The sequence below is a fragment of the Yonghaparkia sp. Root332 genome (genome assembly GCF_001425665.1).
GTDB lineage: Bacteria > Actinomycetota > Actinomycetes > Actinomycetales > Microbacteriaceae > Microcella.
On record NZ_LMCX01000001.1, the window covers coordinates 777,527 to 796,193 of the forward strand.

20 protein-coding genes are annotated in these 18,667 nt (G+C 69.5%); 11 read left to right on the plus strand and 9 right to left on the minus strand.

The window, feature by feature from the left end; translation table 11 throughout:
* Positions 1-75 precede the first annotated feature (75 nt).
* From ASC54_RS03705 to ASC54_RS03735, 7 genes are all read left to right on the plus strand, one after another.
* Positions 76-1,143 (plus strand): LacI family DNA-binding transcriptional regulator, encoded by a 1,068-nt coding sequence (locus tag ASC54_RS03705; protein WP_055857414.1) that lies wholly within the window; start codon positions 76-78, stop codon positions 1,141-1,143.
* A gap of 72 nt (positions 1,144-1,215) precedes the next feature.
* On the plus strand, positions 1,216-2,550 hold the full coding sequence (locus tag ASC54_RS03710; RefSeq protein WP_055857412.1) for an ABC transporter substrate-binding protein: 1,335 nt from the start codon (positions 1,216-1,218) through the stop codon (positions 2,548-2,550).
* Between the two features lie 14 nt (positions 2,551-2,564).
* Positions 2,565-3,509 carry a carbohydrate ABC transporter permease gene (locus ASC54_RS03715; RefSeq protein ID WP_082514823.1) on the plus strand — a complete coding sequence of 315 codons (945 nt, stop codon included), beginning with the start codon at positions 2,565-2,567 and terminating at the stop codon, positions 3,507-3,509.
* A gap of 83 nt (positions 3,510-3,592) precedes the next feature.
* Entirely contained in the window at positions 3,593-4,423 is an 831-nt protein-coding gene (locus tag ASC54_RS03720) for a carbohydrate ABC transporter permease (protein ID WP_055896767.1), read from the plus strand.
* Between the two features lie 22 nt (positions 4,424-4,445).
* Entirely contained in the window at positions 4,446-6,089 is a 1,644-nt protein-coding gene (locus ASC54_RS03725; RefSeq protein WP_055896769.1) for an FAD-dependent oxidoreductase, read from the plus strand.
* Between the two features lie 10 nt (positions 6,090-6,099).
* Positions 6,100-7,062 (plus strand): acetylxylan esterase, encoded by a 963-nt coding sequence (locus ASC54_RS03730; RefSeq protein ID WP_055896772.1) that lies wholly within the window; start codon positions 6,100-6,102, stop codon positions 7,060-7,062.
* A 26-nt stretch (positions 7,063-7,088) separates the two neighbouring features.
* A complete protein-coding gene (locus tag ASC54_RS03735) occupies positions 7,089-9,380 on the plus strand; it encodes a glycoside hydrolase family 2 protein (protein WP_055896775.1) in 2,292 nt (763 codons plus the stop codon).
* Here ASC54_RS03735 and ASC54_RS03740 read toward each other — a convergent pair.
* From ASC54_RS03740 to upp, 4 genes are all read right to left on the minus strand, one after another.
* Positions 9,377-9,805 carry a MarR family winged helix-turn-helix transcriptional regulator gene (locus ASC54_RS03740; protein ID WP_055857395.1) on the minus strand — a complete coding sequence of 143 codons (429 nt, stop codon included), beginning with the start codon at positions 9,803-9,805 and terminating at the stop codon, positions 9,377-9,379. The two genes, ASC54_RS03735 and ASC54_RS03740, sit on opposite strands and share 4 nt — an antisense overlap.
* Before the next feature lie 224 nt (positions 9,806-10,029).
* Positions 10,030-10,893: a hypothetical protein gene (locus ASC54_RS03745; protein ID WP_082514824.1), complete on the minus strand. Its 864-nt coding sequence runs from the start codon at positions 10,891-10,893 to the stop codon at positions 10,030-10,032.
* Between the two features lie 123 nt (positions 10,894-11,016).
* On the minus strand, positions 11,017-11,733 hold the full coding sequence (locus tag ASC54_RS03750) for a winged helix-turn-helix domain-containing protein (protein WP_082514825.1): 717 nt from the start codon (positions 11,731-11,733) through the stop codon (positions 11,017-11,019).
* 251 nt (positions 11,734-11,984) lie between these two features.
* Positions 11,985-12,620: a uracil phosphoribosyltransferase gene (gene upp / locus ASC54_RS03755; protein ID WP_055896778.1), complete on the minus strand. Its 636-nt coding sequence runs from the start codon at positions 12,618-12,620 to the stop codon at positions 11,985-11,987.
* 24 nt (positions 12,621-12,644) lie between these two features.
* Here upp and tadA point away from each other — a divergent pair, with 24 nt between their 5' ends.
* Positions 12,645-13,112 carry a tRNA adenosine(34) deaminase TadA gene (gene tadA, locus ASC54_RS03760; RefSeq protein WP_055897943.1) on the plus strand — a complete coding sequence of 156 codons (468 nt, stop codon included), beginning with the start codon at positions 12,645-12,647 and terminating at the stop codon, positions 13,110-13,112.
* Here the strand turns inward: tadA and ASC54_RS03765 are convergent.
* From ASC54_RS03765 to ASC54_RS03775, 3 genes are read right to left on the minus strand one after another with little or no spacing between them, the layout of a single operon-like run.
* On the minus strand, positions 13,084-14,010 hold the full coding sequence (locus tag ASC54_RS03765) for a cation diffusion facilitator family transporter (RefSeq protein ID WP_055857388.1): 927 nt from the start codon (positions 14,008-14,010) through the stop codon (positions 13,084-13,086). The two genes, tadA and ASC54_RS03765, sit on opposite strands and share 29 nt — an antisense overlap.
* 10 nt (positions 14,011-14,020) lie before the next feature.
* Positions 14,021-14,380 (minus strand): hypothetical protein, encoded by a 360-nt coding sequence (locus ASC54_RS03770; RefSeq protein WP_055857387.1) that lies wholly within the window; start codon positions 14,378-14,380, stop codon positions 14,021-14,023.
* Positions 14,381-14,401: 21 nt separating this feature from the next.
* Entirely contained in the window at positions 14,402-14,776 is a 375-nt protein-coding gene (locus ASC54_RS03775; protein WP_156376720.1) for a hypothetical protein, read from the minus strand.
* Between the two features lie 62 nt (positions 14,777-14,838).
* Between ASC54_RS03775 and proC the strand changes: the two genes are divergently transcribed.
* A complete protein-coding gene (gene proC / locus ASC54_RS03780; RefSeq protein WP_055896784.1) occupies positions 14,839-15,666 on the plus strand; it encodes a pyrroline-5-carboxylate reductase in 828 nt (275 codons plus the stop codon).
* Positions 15,667-15,672: 6 nt separating this feature from the next.
* On the opposite strand, the gene ASC54_RS03785 is transcribed toward proC, so the two are convergent.
* Positions 15,673-16,344, minus strand: a complete 672-nt coding sequence (locus ASC54_RS03785) for a TrkA family potassium uptake protein (protein ID WP_055857377.1) — start codon at positions 16,342-16,344, stop codon at positions 15,673-15,675.
* Positions 16,337-17,785: a TrkH family potassium uptake protein gene (locus ASC54_RS03790; RefSeq protein WP_055857374.1), complete on the minus strand. Its 1,449-nt coding sequence runs from the start codon at positions 17,783-17,785 to the stop codon at positions 16,337-16,339. The genes ASC54_RS03785 and ASC54_RS03790 overlap by 8 nt, the downstream gene beginning before the upstream one ends.
* Before the next feature lie 68 nt (positions 17,786-17,853).
* Between ASC54_RS03790 and ASC54_RS03795 the strand changes: the two genes are divergently transcribed.
* Together ASC54_RS03795 and ASC54_RS03800 are read left to right on the plus strand one after the other, a co-directional pair.
* Positions 17,854-18,354 carry a helix-turn-helix transcriptional regulator gene (locus tag ASC54_RS03795; RefSeq protein WP_082514826.1) on the plus strand — a complete coding sequence of 167 codons (501 nt, stop codon included), beginning with the start codon at positions 17,854-17,856 and terminating at the stop codon, positions 18,352-18,354.
* A gap of 106 nt (positions 18,355-18,460) precedes the next feature.
* The gene (locus ASC54_RS03800; protein WP_055857371.1) at positions 18,461-18,655 is read left to right on the plus strand and encodes a helix-turn-helix domain-containing protein; all 195 of its coding nucleotides are present in this window, start codon (positions 18,461-18,463) and stop codon (positions 18,653-18,655) included.
* Positions 18,656-18,667 lie beyond the last annotated feature (12 nt).

Sequence of the window (18,667 nt, forward strand, 5' to 3'; positions counted from 1 at the left end):
GTGTCAGAGAAGCTTGACTGTTACGAAAAAGTGGTGATACGAATTACTACACGAGCTCCAACGAAGGAGAACACCATGGCCAAAGAGGGCCGAACGGCACGGCAGAGCGACATCGCGCGCCTCGCCGGTGTCAGCCAGACCACGGTGTCGATCATCCTCACCGGCCGCGCTCGCGAGAACTCTATCCCGCAGAGCACCCAGGATCGCGTCATGGCCGCGATCCGCGAGCTCGGCTACGTACCGAACGCCGCGGCCCGATCGCTCCGCGGCGGGCGCAACGGACTCATCGGCGTCCATACCTACGAAGCGGTCTTCCCGGTCACCAGCGAGGACTACTACAACGAGTTCCTCGTCGGCATCGAGGAGAAGGCTGTCGAGATGGGTGTCGACCTGGTTCTCTTCGCCTCGACGCAGGGCGCCGACGGCACGCGCAGTATCTACGGCAGCGGGGCCAACCGCCTTCGTCTCGCCGATGGCGCTGTGCTTCTCGGCGTCGAGCGCAACGACGACGAGCTCGAGCGGCTCGCCAGCGAGGGGTATCCCTTCGTCTTCATCGGCCGCCGCGACACGGTCAGCTCGCTCATGCCCTACGTCGTCCCCGACTATGACAGCGCGCTGCGCGACGTCGTCACGCAGCTCAAGGATGTCGGTCACGGCAAGCTTGCCTACGTCGGGAACCGGATGCGCAACAATCCGCAGGAAGACCGGCTCACGGCGTTCACTCGCCATGCCGAACTCCTCGAGATTCCGACGACGACACCGCAGTTCCTTTCGCCGGCCGATCTCGACACCGACCGAGTCGCCCAATTCATCAAGGACGACGTCACTGCGGTGCTCGTCGAGAGCTGGGAGCTCGCCGTCGCGCTGAGCGATGCCGCCGCATCCGCGGGCATCGCCATCCCGGGTTCGCTGTCGATGGTGTGTCTCGACATCGGCCCGCGAAGCCTCGCCGTCGACAACTGGAGCCACATCCAGGTGCCGCGGCGCGAACTCGGCCGTCGAGCCGTCGCACTGCTGATGGACCTGCTCGACGGCCGAATCACCAACGACCACCACGAGCTGCTGCCGGTCACGCCGCCATCCTTCGCGACGATCGCCCGGCCCCGCCCGGCCCCGACCTCCGCAACCCGGATCGACGGGTAGCAGCCTGCGCATCCCGCACCACACACAGCATCACGACTTCCTCATTTACTACTACGAAAAAGGAGAACACCAATGAAGGTATTCACCCGCTCAGCCTCCGCACGAGCGGCGGTCGGTCTCGCGGCCGCGAGCGCCATCGTGCTCAGCGGCTGCGCCGCCGCGGCCGAGCCAGAAGCGGCCCAGGAAGGGTTCGAGGGTCAGACGCTCACGGTCTGGTTCCCCGGGACCAACCAGGTCGAGATCGACCTCGTCACCGGTCCGCTCAAGGACAAGTTCGAGGCTGAGACCGGCGCGACGCTCGATGTGACCTTCGTCGACTGGGGCGACCTGTCGACGAAGCTCAACGCCGGGTTCGCCGCCGGGACCGCACCGGATGTCTTCGGCCACGGCCCTGCGGCGGTCGCCGACTTCGCGATCAACGGGCGTCTCGAGCCGCTCGACGACTACATTGCGGGCCTCGAGCAGGACGACATCGACGACCTCTCGGCCGCGCTGCCCGGAGGTACCGTCGGCGGCGTCCAGTACCTCATGCCGCTCTCGATGCAGGGCAACCTCATCGTCTACGACGCAGCCGACTTCGAGGAGGCGGGCCTCGACCCCGATGCGCCGCCGACCACCTGGGAGGAAGTCCGTGAGGCCGCTGAGGCGCTCACCGTCCGCGATGCCTCCGGCACGATCACCCGGTCGGGCCTGCTCCTGCCGAGCCAGCCCATCGGACGCCAGCAGTCGTTCGCGGCGCTCCTCGCGTCCGCCGGCGGGAGCCAGCTGACCAGCGACGACCTCGAGTCGGCGTTCGCCTCGCCGGAAGGCGAGAAGGCGCTCGAGTTCTACACGAGCCTGTTCAGCGGTGACGATGCCGTCTCGTACCCGCTCGGTGCCGACTACATCAACGCTCCTGCCGCGCAGCAGCCGCTCGTGCTGGATACCGCCTCGATGACGATGCAGACGCCCAACGGCGCGAACCAGATCATCGCGGCCGCTCCCGAGCTCGACCTGCGCATCATGGATGCGGTTCCGTTCGAGGGCGTCGACGAGGGCTACACGCTCGGAGGCTCGGGCCCCGGCCTCATCCTCAACGCCGACAGCGAGGTCAAGGACCTCGGCTGGGCCTTCATCGAGTACATGATCTCGCCCGAGATCAGCGCCGAGTACGTCCAGGGCATCGGCGGTGTCCCCACCCGGGCCTCGGCCGCCGACACCGACTACGTGCAGAACAGCCCGGTGCTGCAAGCGTTCGTCGCCAACAGCTCGAACTTCCTGCCGAACCCGAACGTGCCCGGCTGGGTGCAGGTGCGTGACGCACTCGACAAGTACCTCGAGCAGGCGCTCAACGGCGTGACGTCGGCAGCGGACGCGCTCGCCGCGGCCAGCCCGGAGATCGACTCGATCCTCGAGTCGGCTCGCTAGGAGCTTCACCCACCATGTCAGTGAACTCAGTGCCTCCCGCCGCGACCTCCACGGTCGCGGCGGGGGGCGCCCGCCCGCCCCTGCCGCGTCGGCGCTGGAAGCGACAGCACGTCGTCGGGATGCTCTTCGTTCTTCCTGCCGCGCTCTACGTGCTCACCTTCCAGTTCGTCCCGGTCATCTACGGGCTCGTGCTGAGCTTCACCGACTACACGCCGCTCCGGCGCGGGGGCCCGGACTTCGTGGGCCTCGAGAACTACGCAGGGCTGCTCACCGACCCGGAGTACGGCAATGCCCTGCTCGTCACCGGTCGATACGTCCTCACGGTGCTGCCGATCACCGTCGCGATCGCACTCATCCTCGCGCTCCTCGTGAACCGCCCATTCCGCGGCGTCGGCATCTTCCGGTCGGCCCTCTACCTTCCCCACATCGTCTCGCTCACCTCGGTGAGTCTCGTCTGGCTCTGGATGTACTCGCAGAACGGGCTCGTGAACGAGGTGCTGAACCTCTTCGGCGCCACCGACCAGCTGTGGCTGCTCGACCCTGAATCCGCGCTCAACGCGGCTTCGGCGATGCGCATCTGGAAGGCACTCGGCAGCAACATGGTGCTCCTGCTCGCCGGGCTCCAGTCCATCCCGAACGAGCTCTACGAGGCGGGGCGCGTCGACGGAGCAGGACGCTGGGCTCTCTTCCGGTACATCACGCTTCCCGGCCTTCGACCGATGCTCGTCTACGTCGTCGTGATGGACATCATCTACCTGTCGCAGGGCTTCGCCGAGATCTTCATCCTCACCAGGGGAGGGCCGCTCGGGTCGACGACGACGGTGAACTACCTCATCTACACCGAAGCCTTCCAGTACAACGACTTCGGCTCAGCATCCGCGATGGCGTTCGTGCTGTTCGCGCTCATCATCGGGTTCTCCGTGCTCTCGGTGCGCTCGCTCGTCGGGAGGCAGAAGTGACCGCCACCGCGGCAGGCAGGAGCAGTTCGGTGCGATCAGTGCGACGCCGTCGCCGGATACGGGGCACGTCCCGCGTGCCGTCCATGATCTTCCTCTACCTGCTGTCGTTCCTCGTGCTCGTCCCGTTCATGTGGATGATCAGCATCGCCTTCACGCCCGAGGAGCAGGCCTTCGGGCAGGTGGCGCTCATCCCGACCGACCCGACCCTGGGCAACTTCGAGACGGCGTGGATCGACGCGAACATCTTCCGGGCCATGACCAACTCGGCGATCGTCGCGCTGACCGTCGTCCTGAGCAACAGCGTCATCGCCGTCATGGCGGGCTATGCCTTCGCGATGCTGCCCTTCCGCGGCAGCTTCGCGGTCTTCGTCACGATCATCTCGACGACGGCCATCCCCGTCTCGGTCACGCTCATCCCACTGTTCCTGATGGCGCGAGGGATCCCTCTGGCCGGCGGCAACGACATCTTCGGCCAGGGCGGCAGCGGACTGCTCGACACCCTCGCCGGCGTCATGCTGCCCTACCTCGTGCTGCCGATGAACATCTTCCTGGCGCGCCAGTACTTCTCCATGGCGCCCACCGAGCTCGCGGAGGCAGCTCGGATCGACGGAGCAGGGGAGTGGGCGATCTTCGCGCGCATCTACCTCCCGCTCGCCCGGCCGCTCATCGCGGTCGTCGCCGTCTTCTCCTTCGTCGGCGTGTGGGACGACTTCCTCTGGCCCCTCGTCGTGACCAACTCCGCTGAGGCGCAGACCGTCCAGCTCGCTCTGGCGCGCTTCCTCGCGACGGGCAACATCCAGTACGGGCCGCTCATGGCCGGTGCCGTCCTCGCGACGATCCCCGTCGTCATCCTCTTCCTGTTCAACCAGAGAGCCTTCGTGTCCGGTCTGGCCGACGGCAGCGTCAAGGGCTGATCGCCCCGTGAGAGAGGTACCCATGTTCACTGCACCCCGGTCTGCCGATCTGCTCGTCCTCGGCGGCGGCCTCGGCGGCACGGCCGCCGCGCTCACCGCCGCCCGACTGGGCCGCACGGTGATTCTCGTCGAGCGCGGCGATTGGCTCGGCGGGCAGCTCACGACCCAGGCGGTCCCGCCGGATGAGCACCCATGGGTCGAGAGCGAGCTCGGCTCTGAGAGCTACCGCGAGCTGCGCGACCGGATCCGCGAGCACTACCGACGCTTCTTCCCGCTCACCGAGGAGGCGCGCACTCGCGAGACCCTCAATCCCGGCATGGGCAATGTCTCGCGTCTCTGCCACGAACCCCGCATCGCAGCGCTCGTGCTGCACGAGATGCTCTCGCCCCACATCTCCTCCGGGCTCATCACGCTGCTCCACGGCTGGGAGGCGAGCAGCGTGACCACGCGCGGGCGACGGATCGAGTCGGTCATCGTCCGTCGGGGGAACGACGAGGTCGAGCTGACTGGCGCGATGGTCATCGACGCGACGGAAGAGGGGGAGTTCCTCGAGCTCGCCGGCCTGCCGTTCGTGGTCGGCGCCGAGGCGCGAGCTGAGACCGGCGAGCTGCACGCACCTGAGCGGGCCGATCCGATGGATCAGCAGGCCGTCACGTGGTGCGCAGCGGTCGAGTACCGCGCCGGCGAGAATCACACCATCCCGGAGCCGGCCGGCTACCAGCACTGGTTGACCACGGTCGACCCCCGCTGGCCCGGCCCGCAGCTCTCGTGGTCGGATGTCGTCCCGCACACCCTGGAGGAGCGCGTCAGGCCGATGTTCGCCGACTCGCCCGAGCGCGCCGTCCATGAGCGCGCCGACGACCTCTGGCACTATCGGCGCGTCGTCTCCAAGGCGGTTCTCCGCGATGAGTTCCCCGGCGGCGAGGTCACCATCATCAACTGGCCGCAGGTCGACTACTGGGAGCTGCCCTTCATCGGCGTCGACGCCGAGACCCGCGCGCGCGCCATCGACGGCGCCCGCGACCTCACGCTGAGCCTCGTGCACTGGATGCAGACGGCGGCTCCGCGGCACGACGGGGGCATCGGGTACCCGGAGCTGCGCCTCCGGGGCGACCTCACCGGCACGTCTGACGGGCTCGCCAAGGAGGCCTACATCCGCGAGTCGCGCCGCATCCGCGCCCTCTTCACCATCACCGAGGGCCACATCGGTCGGGAGATGCGAGGCGACGAAGCCGGGAGCGAGATCTTCGACGACAGCGTCGGTGTCGGCTACTACCGCATCGACCTGCACCCGTCGACCTCGGGCCGGAACTACGTCGACATCGCCTGCTTCCCCTTCCAGATCCCGCTCGGGGCGCTCATCCCGGCGGACTGCGACAACCTGCTCGCGGCCGCGAAGAACATCGGAACGACGCACATCACGAATGGCGCCTACCGCCTGCACCCGGTCGAGTGGTCGATCGGGGAGGCCGCAGGAGCGGCGGCCGTCCGAGCGCTCGACTCCCGCCTCACCCCTCGGCAGGTCCGTGAGTCCAGCAGCGAGCTGCGCGCCCTTCAGCGCTTGCTCTCCGACACGCTCGGTGCGACGCTCGCCTGGCCGGAGGAGATCCGCACCGGTGCGGAGAGCTTCGACCACGTTCCCCAGCCCGCCGCCAACCCCGCCTGAGAGGACCACCGTGCTCACCGACCTCGATGAAGCGGGGCTGCTCGCATATCGCAGCGCCGTGACCGACCCAGCCGATTTCGACGCGTTCTGGGCCGAGACCCTGGACGACGCGCAGCGTCATCCGCTCGACCTCGTCGTCGAGCAGGTCGAGGTCGGGCTCGCAACCGTCGATGTGTTCGACGTGACCTTCAGCGGGTTCGGCGGCCACCGCATCCGCGCGTGGCTGCACCTGCCGCGCATCGACGGCCCGCTCCCCGCCGTCGTGCAGTACCAGGGCTACGGCGGGGGCCGAGGGCACGCCTACCAGTCGCTGCTCTGGTCGGCCGCCGGCTATGCGCACCTGAGCATGGACTCACGAGGCCAGGGCGCGGGGTACAGCGCCGGAGCAACCGGCGACCCGGTCGGCACGAACGGCCCGACCACCCCGGGAGTCATGACGCGCGGGCTCGAGGCCCCGCACGACCACTACTATCGGCGCCTCATCACCGACGCCGTTCGCGCCGTCGATGCCGCACGCGCGCTCGAGCGCGTCGATGCCGCGCGAGTCGCGGTCGTCGGCGGCAGCCAGGGGGGCGGGCTCGCGCTCGCCGTCGGAGGACTGCGAAACGACGTGGCCGCGGTCGTCGCGCACGTCCCCTTCCTCTGCGACATCCGGCGAGCCAGCCGCATCACCGATGCGATGCCGTACAAGGAGCTCGGGAAGTATCTCGCGGTGCATCGAGGGTCGGCCGATCGGGTGTTCGCGACGCTCGCCTACTTCGATGGAGTCTCGTTCGCGCGCCGGATCGACGCTCCCGCGTTCCTGTCGGCGGCGCTCATGGATCCGACCTGCCCGCCCTCGACGGTCTACGGAGCCTTCCACGAGCTCCGCGGCGCGAAGGACATCGCGCTCTGGGAGTACAACGGACACGACGGCGGCGGCCACGACGACGACGAGCGGGCCGTCCGGGGCCTCGCGCGGGCGCTCGCGTGATCCGCCGGGAGCTCCATGAGGGGTGGATGCTGCGCTCCGCGGGCGGGCCCGTCCCGTCCTCGATCGCCGGGCGGGCGATCCCGGCGAGCGTGCCGGGCGTCGTCCACACCGACCTCCTGACCGCCGGACTCATCCCCGACCCGTATCTCGGGATGAACGAGCACGAGCTCACGTGGATCGGCCGCAGCCGCTGGCGTTACAGCCTCGACTTCGACTGGCACGATGACGGCATGCGCCGTCATGACCTCGCGTGTGACGGGCTCGACACGAGCGCCGTGGTGCGACTCAACGGCGTGGAGCTAGGCCGCGTCGCGAATCAGCACCGGCGATACCGCTTCGACCTGGCCGACGTGCTCGTGAGCGGCGCCAACCGGCTAGAGATCGAGTTCGATTCGGCGCTCGAGATCGTGGAAGAAGAGGCGCGGCGGGTCGGCGATCCTCCTCGTCCGCCGGTGTTCCCCCACCCCTTCTCGCTCCTGCGGAAGTCGGCGTGCAACTTCGGGTGGGACTGGGGGCTCGACGTCGTCACGGCCGGAATCTGGCGGCCGATCGCGATCGAGAGCTGGAACGGCACTCGGATCAGCGCCGTGCGAGCCTCTGCGCGCGCCGATCGCACGGCGACCGTGACGGTCGACCTCGAGGGCGACGGCGACTTCACCGCGACGATCGCCGGCGTGAGCGCGACGGGGCGCGGCTCGGTCGAGCTCGCGGTGTCGTCGGCTGAGCTGTGGTGGCCGCGGTCGCACGGCGCCCAGCCGCTCTACGACCTCGTCGTGGAGACGGATGACGATCGCGTCGTCCAGCGGGTCGGGTTCCGCACCGTGGAGATCGACTCCGCGGGCGGCGCGTTCGGCGTCCTGGTCAATGGCGAACCCGTGTTCGTGCGCGGCGCCAACTGGATCCCGGACGACGCCTTCCCGAGCCGCGTCGGTCGGGCCCGCATCGCGGCGCGCGTCACCGACGCGATCGAAGCGAACATGAACTTGCTGAGGGTCTGGGGCGGCGGCACGTTCGAGCACGACGACTTCTACGACGAGTGCGACGAGCGCGGTGTCCTCGTCTGGCAGGACTTCTTGTTCGCCTGCTCGGCATACCCGGAGGAGGAGCCGCTCTACTCGGAGGTCGCGGCCGAGGCCCGCGACGCCGTCGACCGCCTGGCCTCGCACCCCTCGATCGCGTTGTGGAACGGAGCGAATGAGAACATCTGGCAGCACGTCGACCTCGACTGGGACACGCAACTCGACGGTCGGACATGGGGCGAGCGCTATTACCTCGAGCTGCTGCCGAGCATCGTCGCGGCGCTCGATACCGACCGCCCGTACGTCCCCAACAGCCCCTTCTCGTGGAACTCGGAGAACCACCCCAACGATCCCTCCGACGGCCTTTGCCACCTCTGGGACGTCTGGAACGACCTCGACTACACCGCATACGCCGACCACAGCCCGCGATTCGTGTCCGAGTTCGGGTTTCAGGGACCTCCGGCCTGGTCGACGCTCACGCGCGCAGTCCACGACGAGCCGCTACGACTCGACGGGCCACAGCTGCTCTCGCACCAGAAGGCCGACGACGGCCAGGCCAAGCTCGCGCGCGGCCTCGCCCCGCATCTTCCCCCGGGCCGCGACTTCGTCGATTGGCACTGGGCAACGCAGCTCAATCAGGCTAGGGCTGTGCGGTTCGGCATCCGCCACTTCCGCAGCCTGGCCCCGTACAATCAGGGCTCGATCGTCTGGCAGCTCAACGACTGCTGGCCCGTCGTGTCGTGGGCGGCGGTTGACGGTGACGGCGTGCGCAAACCGCTGTGGTTCGCGCTTCAGGAGGTCTACGCCGACCGCATCGCGATCATCAGCGGCGACGAGATCGTCGCGATCAACGACAGCGCAGAGCCGCTCGACACGACGATCGAGGTCGTCCGTGCGACCGGACGCGAGTCCGTGACGGTCTCGCTCGGGGCGCGGTCGGTGCGTCGGATGCCGCTCCCGAGCGGCTCGGGGTGGGTCGCCCTCCGCAGCGACGAGCTCGAGGGAGATCTCCGGCTCGCGGGAGAACCCGTCGATATCGATCTGTCCGCACCACGCATGACCACTCACGTTGATCGGACGGCGAACGGCTACCGAGTGACGGTGACGGCGGCTGAGCTCATCGTTGACCTCTGCCTGTTCCCCGACCGCATTCAGTCGACGGCGACCGTCGATCGATCGATGGTGTCTCTCATTCCCGGCGAGAGCGCGACGTTCGAAGTCGCCGTGCAGGGCGACATCGATCCGACGCTGCTCACGGCCGCGCCGGTGCTCCGGAGCGCCAACGACCTGTTCGGCTAGCCGCGCAGTCGGCGGCAGAGATCGGCGAGCTGGGCGAGCTCCGCGGGGGCGAGCGAGCCGCCCACCCGGCGCGCGATCGAGTCGGCGTGGACGACCGCGACCCGCTTGAAGAGCTCCCAGCCCTCGTCGGTGAGGGCGGCGATCGTGCCGCGGGCGTCGGACTCGTCGGGGAGTTTCTCGACGAGCCCGCGCGCGGCCAGCCGGTCGATGAGCCGCGAGACGCTCGGCTGGCTGAGCAGGAGGTGCGGGATGAGGTCGCGGATGCGCATCCGACGCTCGGGCGCCCGGCTGAGGTTGAGCAGCACGTCGTACTCGGTGAACGAGATCTCGGTCGTCGGGAACTCTGCCGTGAGCTGCCGCAGCACGGAGACCTGGGCGCGGAACAGCGCCTCCCAGGCGTCGATGGCCAGCGACTTGTCGGTCATGGCATTACTCTATGCACACGCATGCTCGTGCGGGTCGATGACATGACAAAGGCCCGGCCGCCGAGGCGAGCGACCGGGCCTTTCCCTTGCACCAAGAGTGTCCTGCAATCACATTCCGCGTTCGCTGCCACAGCAAACAACTAACGCTCGATCAATGTATAACGGTGAGGTAACGGTGTCTAGTTATCTGTTCGTTATTTTTCTGCGAGATCACCCAGAGCGGCTCAGGGGCGCTGCGGGGGGCGGTTCGGGTCGCTCGAACCCGGCACCGGGGGGAGCTTCTGCGTCGGGTCTGCGCTGCCCGCGGTCGACGTGCTCTTGGCGGGACGCGTCGCGGTCGTGCTGCTCGACGAGTCGGAGCGCAGCTCGTCGGCCTTAGCGCGCAGCTGCTCCTTCGCGCTCGGGCTCGAGCTCGCCTCCTCCTTGATCCGGGGCGCCTCAGCCTCGGCCTTCGACAGCCATCCCTCCCAGCGCGCCTGCATCGGCTTGATGAGGCCGCCACCGGCTCCGACGACGATGACGCCGCCGATGATCGCGAGCACCGTGATGAGCACGGGCGTCGTGACGGTCGTGGCGATCTCGACCTGGTTGAGCGCCGCGGTGATCCCGAGGAAGAGGATGAAGATGCTCGCGATGTTCGCGATGACCCTCCCGTACGAGAGGCCGCCGAGCATCCCCTGGATCAGGGTCTTCGCCCCGGCCGCGATCGCCGCGGCGACGATGACGATGATGATCGCGACGATGACGCGCGGCAGGAAGGCGATGATGCCCTCGAGCAGGTCGCTCACCGGGTTCGGCCCGAAGACGCCGAAGGCGAACTGCAGGACGAAGAGGACGAGCGTGTAGTAGACGATCTTCGAGATGATGTCGCTCGCGTCGAACTTGGATCGGTCGAGGGCCTTCTTCACGCCCCCGCGCTCGACGAGGCGGTCGAAGCCGACGCGCTCGAGCAGCTTGTCGAGGCCCTTCGCGATGAGCTTCGCGATGATGAGCCCGACGACGAGGATGATGATGAAGAGAAGGAGCTTGGGCAGGAAGTCGATGACATTCGCGAGCCCGTCGCGAACGATGACGTTGACGTCATTCATAAGAAACCTTTCGATGAGTGCGGTGCTCGTCGAGACTGGCCCCCGGACGGGGGGCGCGGGCAGGGGCTTGCGCTCGGCGCGATCGTGCCCCACCATCGCGCGCCCGCGGCGGTCGAACGCGTTCTAGAAGAAGTCGGGAGACGGCGTCGAGGAGTACGTGATCGACACGTCGGCGTGACGGTCGAACCGGTACCCGGCGCCGCGGACTGTGCGCACGATGTCCTCGTAGCCGCCGAGCTTGGAGCGCAGGCGGCGCACGTGCACGTCGATCGTGCGCTCGTTCGGCACGTCCCCGTCCTCATCGGAGCCCTCAGACCACAGCGACGAGATGAGCTCGCTGCGGTCGATCGTGCGGCCCTCGCGGAGCACCAGGTACTGCAGGAGCTCGAACTCCTTGTAGGTGAGCGACGCCGTCTCGCCATCGAGCACCACGCGCTTGCGCGAGATGTCGATGACGACGCCGGGCACGATGCGCTCGGTGGGCGACTCGGTGCGGCGATAGCGGGCGAGCGCCGCGGGATCCTGCAGGGCCAGGCGCACCACCTCGACGTCGCGGCCGCCCGCGCCGGTCGGGGCGAGAGCGACGGCGGCGTGCGTCTCGGCGCTCGGGGCGAGCTCGGCGGTCACGCGCTTGAGCTCGCTCACCAGGCGACCCAGGTCGATGCCGGCCGCGGCGGCCTTGCGCTCGTCGAGGCCCACGTAGAGCACGAAGCCGCGGGCCTCCGTTCCCGACGGCACCGCGCGCTGACGCGAGGCGTCACCGGTCGCGGGCCGGGCGGTCTCGGCGGAGTCGAAGGGCTCGGCGCTCGCGGAGAGGCGGGGGTCGTGTCGGTCGGTCATCGGTGTCCGATGCGGGAGGCGATCAGCGGCGGGCGGGCGGCGGTCACGCGCGCGGTCGACGACGATCGTCCGTGCGCCGCGGCATCATGCCGGCGTTCCCAGGGGCCTCGAAGGAGGTCGGGGGCAGCGCGTGGACGGTCATGCCCGACAGTATCCTCGCCGCGCTCGCGCGCGGTCAAGGCGCCCCGCCGCCACCGCGACACACGACGACACACGCGAGCGCGGTTCGCGATCGAAGGAGCGGGAGGCGCTCAGCCGACCGTTCCGTAGAGGCGATCGCCGGCATCCCCGAGACCGGGCACGATGTAGCCGTGCTCGTTGAGGCGCTCATCGAGAGCGCCGAGCACGATCGTCACGTCGCGGCCCTCGACGGCCTTCTCGATCGCGGCGAGTCCCTCGGGGGCGGCGAGCAGGCAGATCGCGGTGACGTCCTGCGCGCCGCGGTCGAAGAGGTACTCGATGGCCGACAGCAGCGAACCGCCCGTCGCGAGCATGGGGTCGAGGACGAAGCACTGCCGGTTCGACAGGTCGTCGGGCAGGCGCTCGGCGTAGACGCTCGGCTCGAGGGTCTCCTCGTTGCGCACCATGCCGAGGAACCCGACCTCGGCGCTCGGCACGAGCTTGACCATGCCGTCGAGCATGCCGAGGCCCGCGCGCAGGATCGGCACGATGAGCGGTCGCGGCTCGGCGATCGCGAGGCCGACGGTCTGGGTCACGGGGGTCGTGATCGTGACCTCCTCCACGCGCACGTCGCGCGTCGCCTCGTAGGCGAGGAGGGTCACGAGCTCCTCCGTCAGCGCGCGGAAGGTCGGCGAGGGCGTGCGCTCGTCGCGGAGCACCGTGAGCTTGTGGGTGATCAGAGGGTGGTCGGCTACGTGCACTCGCATAGGCTCAATCTAACGGAGGTGGCGATGACCGCAGTGTCCGAGCGCGACCGCGAGGCCATGCGCGCGGCGCTCGTCGAGGCCCGCGCGGCGCTCGCCACCGCCGACGTCCCCGTCGGAGCCGTCGTGCTCGACGCGCAGGGTCGCATCATCGGTCGGGGGCGGAACGAGCGCGAGCGCCTCGCCGACCCGACCGCCCACGCTGAGATCGTCGCCCTGCGCGAAGCGGCCGCGGCATCCGGCGACTGGCAATTGAGCGGATGCACGCTCGTGGTCACTCTCGAGCCCTGCGTCATGTGCGCCGGGGCCATCCTGTCGGCGCGCATCCCGCGCGTCGTCTTCGGCGCGTGGGACGACAAGGCCGGGGCGGCCGGGAGCGTGCTCGACGTGCTGCGCGACCGCAGCCTGCCGATCCGCGTCGCCGAGGTCGTGGGCGGGGTGCTCGCGGAGGAGAGCGCGGCTCTGCTCAGCGAGTTCTTCCGGGCGCGGCGCTGAGCCCCGGCTCGATGTAGATGACGCGCGCGTGCGGCACGGCCTCGCGCAGCTCGGCCTCGAGGGCGTTGATCGACTCGGCGACCTGCTCGATCGGCTCGCCGCCGTCGAACGTGACCTTCGCCGCGACGAGCAGCTCGTCCGGCCCCAGGTAGAGCGTCTTCATGTGGATCAGGCGTGACACCGCCCCGTGCCCGGAGATCACGGCGCGGATGCGCGCGTCGTCCTCCCGGGAGGCGCCCTCGCCGACGAGCAGGCTCTTCGTCTCGATGCCCAGCACGATCGCCACGAGCACGAGGAGCAGCCCGATCATGATCGTCCCGATCGCGTCCCACAGGGAGTCGCCCGTGAGGATGGTGAGCCCCACGCCGATCAGGGCGAGAACCAGGCCGAGCAGCGCGGCGACGTCCTCCAGGAGGACGACCGGGAGCTCGGGCGACTTCGCCCGACGGACGAACTGCACCCACGACTGATCGCCGCGAACCTGGTTCGACTCGCGGACCGCGGTGCGCAGCGAGAAGCTCTCGAGCGCGATGGCGATGACGAGCACGACGATCGGCAGCCACGCGTTCTCGAGCGGGTGCGGCTCGCGCAGCTTGGCGATGCCCTCGTAGAGCGAGAAGACCCCGCCGACCGAGAACAGGATGATCGCCACGACGAACGCGTAGACGTACCGCTCGCGCCCGTAGCCGAAGGGATGCTCGGTGTCGGCCTCCCGCCGCGACCGGCGCCCGCCGATCAGCAGCAGGAGCTGGTTGCCGGCGTCGGCGACGGAGTGCACGCTCTCGGCGAGCATCGCGCTGGAGCCCGAGACGAGGAACGCGATGAACTTGGTCACCGCGATCCCGGTGTTGGCGAGCAGTGCGGCGATGATCGCCTTCGAGCCTCCCGAGGCGCTCATCGCGTCCTCATCACCAGAAGACGGCGAGGACGACGTTGACGAGCGCGAGCCCGCCCGCCGCGTGGAAGAACGGCTTGATCGAGCGGTCGTTGCTGCCCGAGCGCGCCTTGCGCCAGCCTAGGAGCGCCGCGACGAAGACGACGATGGCGATCACGAGCTTCGTGATGATCTTCGCGTAGTCGAGGTCGCGGTCGAGACCCTCGGCGAGACCGGTGAGGAGGATGCCGGTGACGAGCTGCGTGATCGCCCCGCCGAGGACGGCGGTGATCGCGAAGCCGTCGTTCCTTCGCATCTGCAGCAGGAAGGGGCCGATGATCGCCGCGAGACCGATCACGTGGCCGACGACGAGGAACGAGTAGAGGAACTCCATGACGTGATCCTGGCAGAGCCGCTAGTCGGCGCCGCGGATGACGATGACGTCGGTCGGCGTGTCCATGTCGTCGCGCGGTCCCGCGACGTCCGGCTCGAGCACGATCGCCGAGATGGTGGGGGCGGCGGCGCGGATGCCCGCCTTCACCTCGCGCAGCACGGCGACGACATCGGCGACCGGCGTGGAGGGCCCGAAGCCGAGGACGGCGGTGACGAGCGCGCCGCTGCCGTGACGGTGGATGACGACCTCGCCGACGCTCTGCACGCCCGGCGTGAGGACGAGCACCTCGCGGATCGCGGCGGCCTCGCGCGGGTCGACACCCTGCGCCGAGGTGCCGTTCCCGGCGCCCTGCGCCGCGACTCCCCGGGCCGTCGTGCTGTCTCCGGTCGCGCTCATGCCTTCGCCCTCCATCGGTCGATCCGCCGCTTGCCGTAGGTCCTCCAACCTACACTCGTGGCATGAGCTCGCCACTGCCGTCCACGGCCATCCTGGGAACCGGCTCGATGGGAGGCGCGATCCTCGCCGGACTCCGCCGTCCCGAGGTCGCGGTCGAGGGCGTGCGCGTCACCACGCGCACCGAGGCCTCCGCGGCCGCCCTGCGCGCGCAGGGCGTCGAGGCCCGAGCGATCGAGCACGACAGCGCGGCGAACGACTGGGCCGTCGAGGGCGCCCGGGTCGTCGTGCTCGGTGTGAAGCCCGTGCAGATCACCGGCCTGCTCGCCGAGGTCGGGCCCGCGCTCGACCCGGGCGCGCTCGTCGTGAGCGTCGCCGCGGGCGTCACGACCGCGGCGATGGAGGCGGTCGTCGCGAACCCGGTGGTGCGGGCGATGCCGAACACGCCGTCGCTCATCGGCCGCGGGGTGACCGGTATCAGCGCCGGGTCCCGCGCCGATCGCTCCGAGCTCGCGCTCGCGACCGCGCTCTTCCGCACCGTCGGCACTGTGATCGAGCTCCCCGAGTCGCAGATCGACGCGCTCTCGACCGTATCGGGCTCGGGCCCGGCCTACGTCTTCCTCCTCATCGAGGAGCTCACCCGCGCCGCGCAGTCCCTCGGCTTCGACGACGACGTCGCCCGGCTCATGGTGCAGGAGACCTTCCTCGGCGCCACCCTCCTGCTCGAGTCGACCGGCGCCGACCCCGAGGAGCTGCGCCGCCGGGTGACGAGCCCCAAGGGCACCACCGAGCGCGCGATCGCCGTCATGCAGGAGGCCGACCTCGCCGGGATGTTCGAGCGGGCGACGGCCGCGGCGCTCGCTCGAGCCCGCGAGCTCGCCGCCGGCGCGTAGAGGGGTCTAGCTGTCGAGCGAGGCGAACCGGTCGATGTCGGCCTCGGTGCCCGAGACGATGATGAGGTCGTGGTTCGAGACGACCGTCTGCTCGGTCGCGTAGGTGAACGGCTTGCCCGGGCTCTTCACGCCGACGACCGTGATGCGGTACTTCGAGCGCACCTCCGACTCCGTCAGCGACAGGCCGCGGATGGGCTTCGGCGGGTACATCTTCACGAGCACGAAGTCGTCGTCGAACTCGATGAAGTCGATCATGCGGCCCGAGACGAGGTGCGCGACGCGCTCGCCGGCCTCGGCCTCGGGGTAGATGACGTGGTTCGCGCCGATGCGGGCGAGGATCTTGCCGTGCGACTGGCTGATCGCCTTCGCCCAGATCTGCGGGATCTTGAGGTCGACGAGGTTCGCGGTGATGAGCACGCTCGACTCGATCGACGACCCGGTCGCCACGACCGCGATCGAGAAGTCCTGCGCGCCGATCTGCCGGAGGGCGTCGATCGAGCGGGCGTCGGCCTGCACGGCGTGCGTGACGCGCTCGGCCCACTTCTGCACGAGGTTCGGGTCCTCGTCGACGGCGAGCACCTCACGGCCGAGCCGTTGCAGCTGCCCCGCGGTCGCGGCGCCGAAGCGGCCGAGCCCGATCACGAGGACGGGGGCGTCGTGGCGGATGCGCTCAACCAACGATGGGCCTCTCTTCCGGGCGGCGATAGAGCTGCCGGCGGTGGCTCGCGGCGAGCGCCGCGGCGAGGGTCACTGTACCAACGCGCCCCGCCCACATCGTGGCCGCGAGCACGTACTTCGCGGGTTCGGCGAGCTCGGGGCCCGTCAGGCCCGTCGAGAGCCCGCACGTGGCGAAGGCGGAGATGACGTCGAACAGGACGAGATCCAGCGGAGCCTGGGTGATGTGCAGCACCGCGATCGACGCCGCCGACACGATCGTCGCCCCCCACAGCACGACGCTCACGGCGAGACGCAGGACGTCGACGGGGATGCGGCGCTCGAAGGCCTCCATGTCCTTCACGCCCCGCGCCTCGGCGAGCGCGGCCAGGAACAGCACCGCGAGCGTCGTCACCTTGATGCCGCCCGCGGTCGAGGCAGAGCCTCCGCCGACGAACATCAGCATGTCCATGACGAGCAGTGTCGAGCCGTTCATCGCGCCGACGTCGACGGTCGCGAGGCCGCCCGATCGCGTCATCATCGACATGAACCCCGCGGTGAGCGGTCGGTTCCACGGGTCCTGGCCGCCCAGCGTGCCCTCATTGCCCCACTCGAGCAGACCGATCGCGATCCAGCCGAGGGCGAGGAGGATGAGGGTCGTGGTGAGCGTGAGCTTCGCATGCACCGAGAGGCGGGCGCGCGACTTCACCCACCGCGCGAGCGCGAAGATGACGGGGAACCCGATCGCGCCGAGGAAGACGGCGATCGACAGGACCGACAGCATCCAGATGTCGCTCGCGAAGATCTCCATCCCCTGCGGGAACGGGACGAAACCGGTGTTGGTGAAGGCCGAGAGCGCGAGGTAGAAGCCCATCCAGATCGCCGACCACGCGTCGAACCCCTCGATGAGCAGGCGCGGCACGACGAGCGCGGTGATCGCCAGCTCGATGATGATCGCGCTCGCGGCGACGGTCGCGAGCAGCGTGCCGATCTCGCCGAGGCGCACGGCCTGCGACTCGGAGACGGGCCCCGCGTGCACGCGCGAGGGATTCGTGTCGGAGGCCGCGACGAGCTTCGCCCGGAGCCCCATGCGCTTCGCCACGACGAGGCCCAGGATGCTCGCCATCGTGAGCACGCCGATGCCGCCGATCTGCATCGCGAGGACGATGACGACGTTGCCGAAGATCGACCAGTGCGACGACATGTCGACGACGGTGAGCCCCGTCACGCAGATCGCCGAGACGGCGGTGAAGAGGGCGTCGGCGAGGGGGGTCCACTCCCGTTCGCCGACGCGGGCGATCGGCAGCGAGAGCAGCGCGGTCGTGATGAGGATGAGCGCTGTGAAGACGACGATCGCGAATCGGGCGGGCGAGGATGTCGTGACGTTCGCGAGCGCGGACCGCAGCGCTCGCAGCGGGCCGACCCCGTCATCGCGGCGCACGCCCGACCGGGTCGCAGTGGACATCCTCATCTCCCCTCGGCCCGCGGGCCGGTGTCATGGTACTCCCGCGCCGGGCTGACTAGCCTTGACCCATGGCCGACATCTTCGATGTGATCGCCGACGCCACGCGTCGAGAGCTGCTGGAGCACCTGCGCGAGGCGGCGCTCGTCTCCTCGAGCGGCGAGCTGAGCGTGGGCGAGCTCGTCGACCGGATGGACGCGACGCAGCCGACCGTCTCCAAGCACCTGAAGGTGCTGCGCGATCACGGTCTCGTGCACGTGCGCGACGAGGGTCAGCACCGCTACTACCGCATCGATGTGGAGCCCCTGGAGGAGGTCGAGGACTTCCTCCTGCCGTTCCTGGCTCTCGACGACGCCGAGTCGGGCGCGAGCGTCCCGATCTTCGCCGCGTGGGCCGGAGCCGACGTCGAGCAGGCCGGCAGCTCCGTCGGCCGCGCCGCCGCCGATGCCTCGTACCGGGCGCGCTCGGCCATCCAGGGGGCCCAGGGGCGCCTCGCCGACGTGCAGGAGCAGCTGCACGACGTGCAGGAGAAGGTCACCCGCCGCCTCCAGTGGCGCCGCGACGAGCGCTGAGACAGCCCCCGTTCGGGTCGCTTTACACCCGCCACACCAGCCCCTACAGTTTCAACGCGCGACCCCGTCAGCCCGGCGGCTCGCGCGTGGACGAAGGACACAGCGGATGACCCGTGATCTCTCTGAGGTGCGCTTCCTCACCGTGGCCGAGGTGGCCGACATGATGCGCGTCTCCACCATGACGGTCTACCGCCTCGTGCACGCCGGCGAGCTGCCCGCGATCCGCTTCGGGCGCTCCTTCCGCATTCCCGAGTCGGCCGTCGCCGCGGCCGTGCGCCCGCCCGTCGCCGACGTCGGCTGAGCTCGGGCGGGC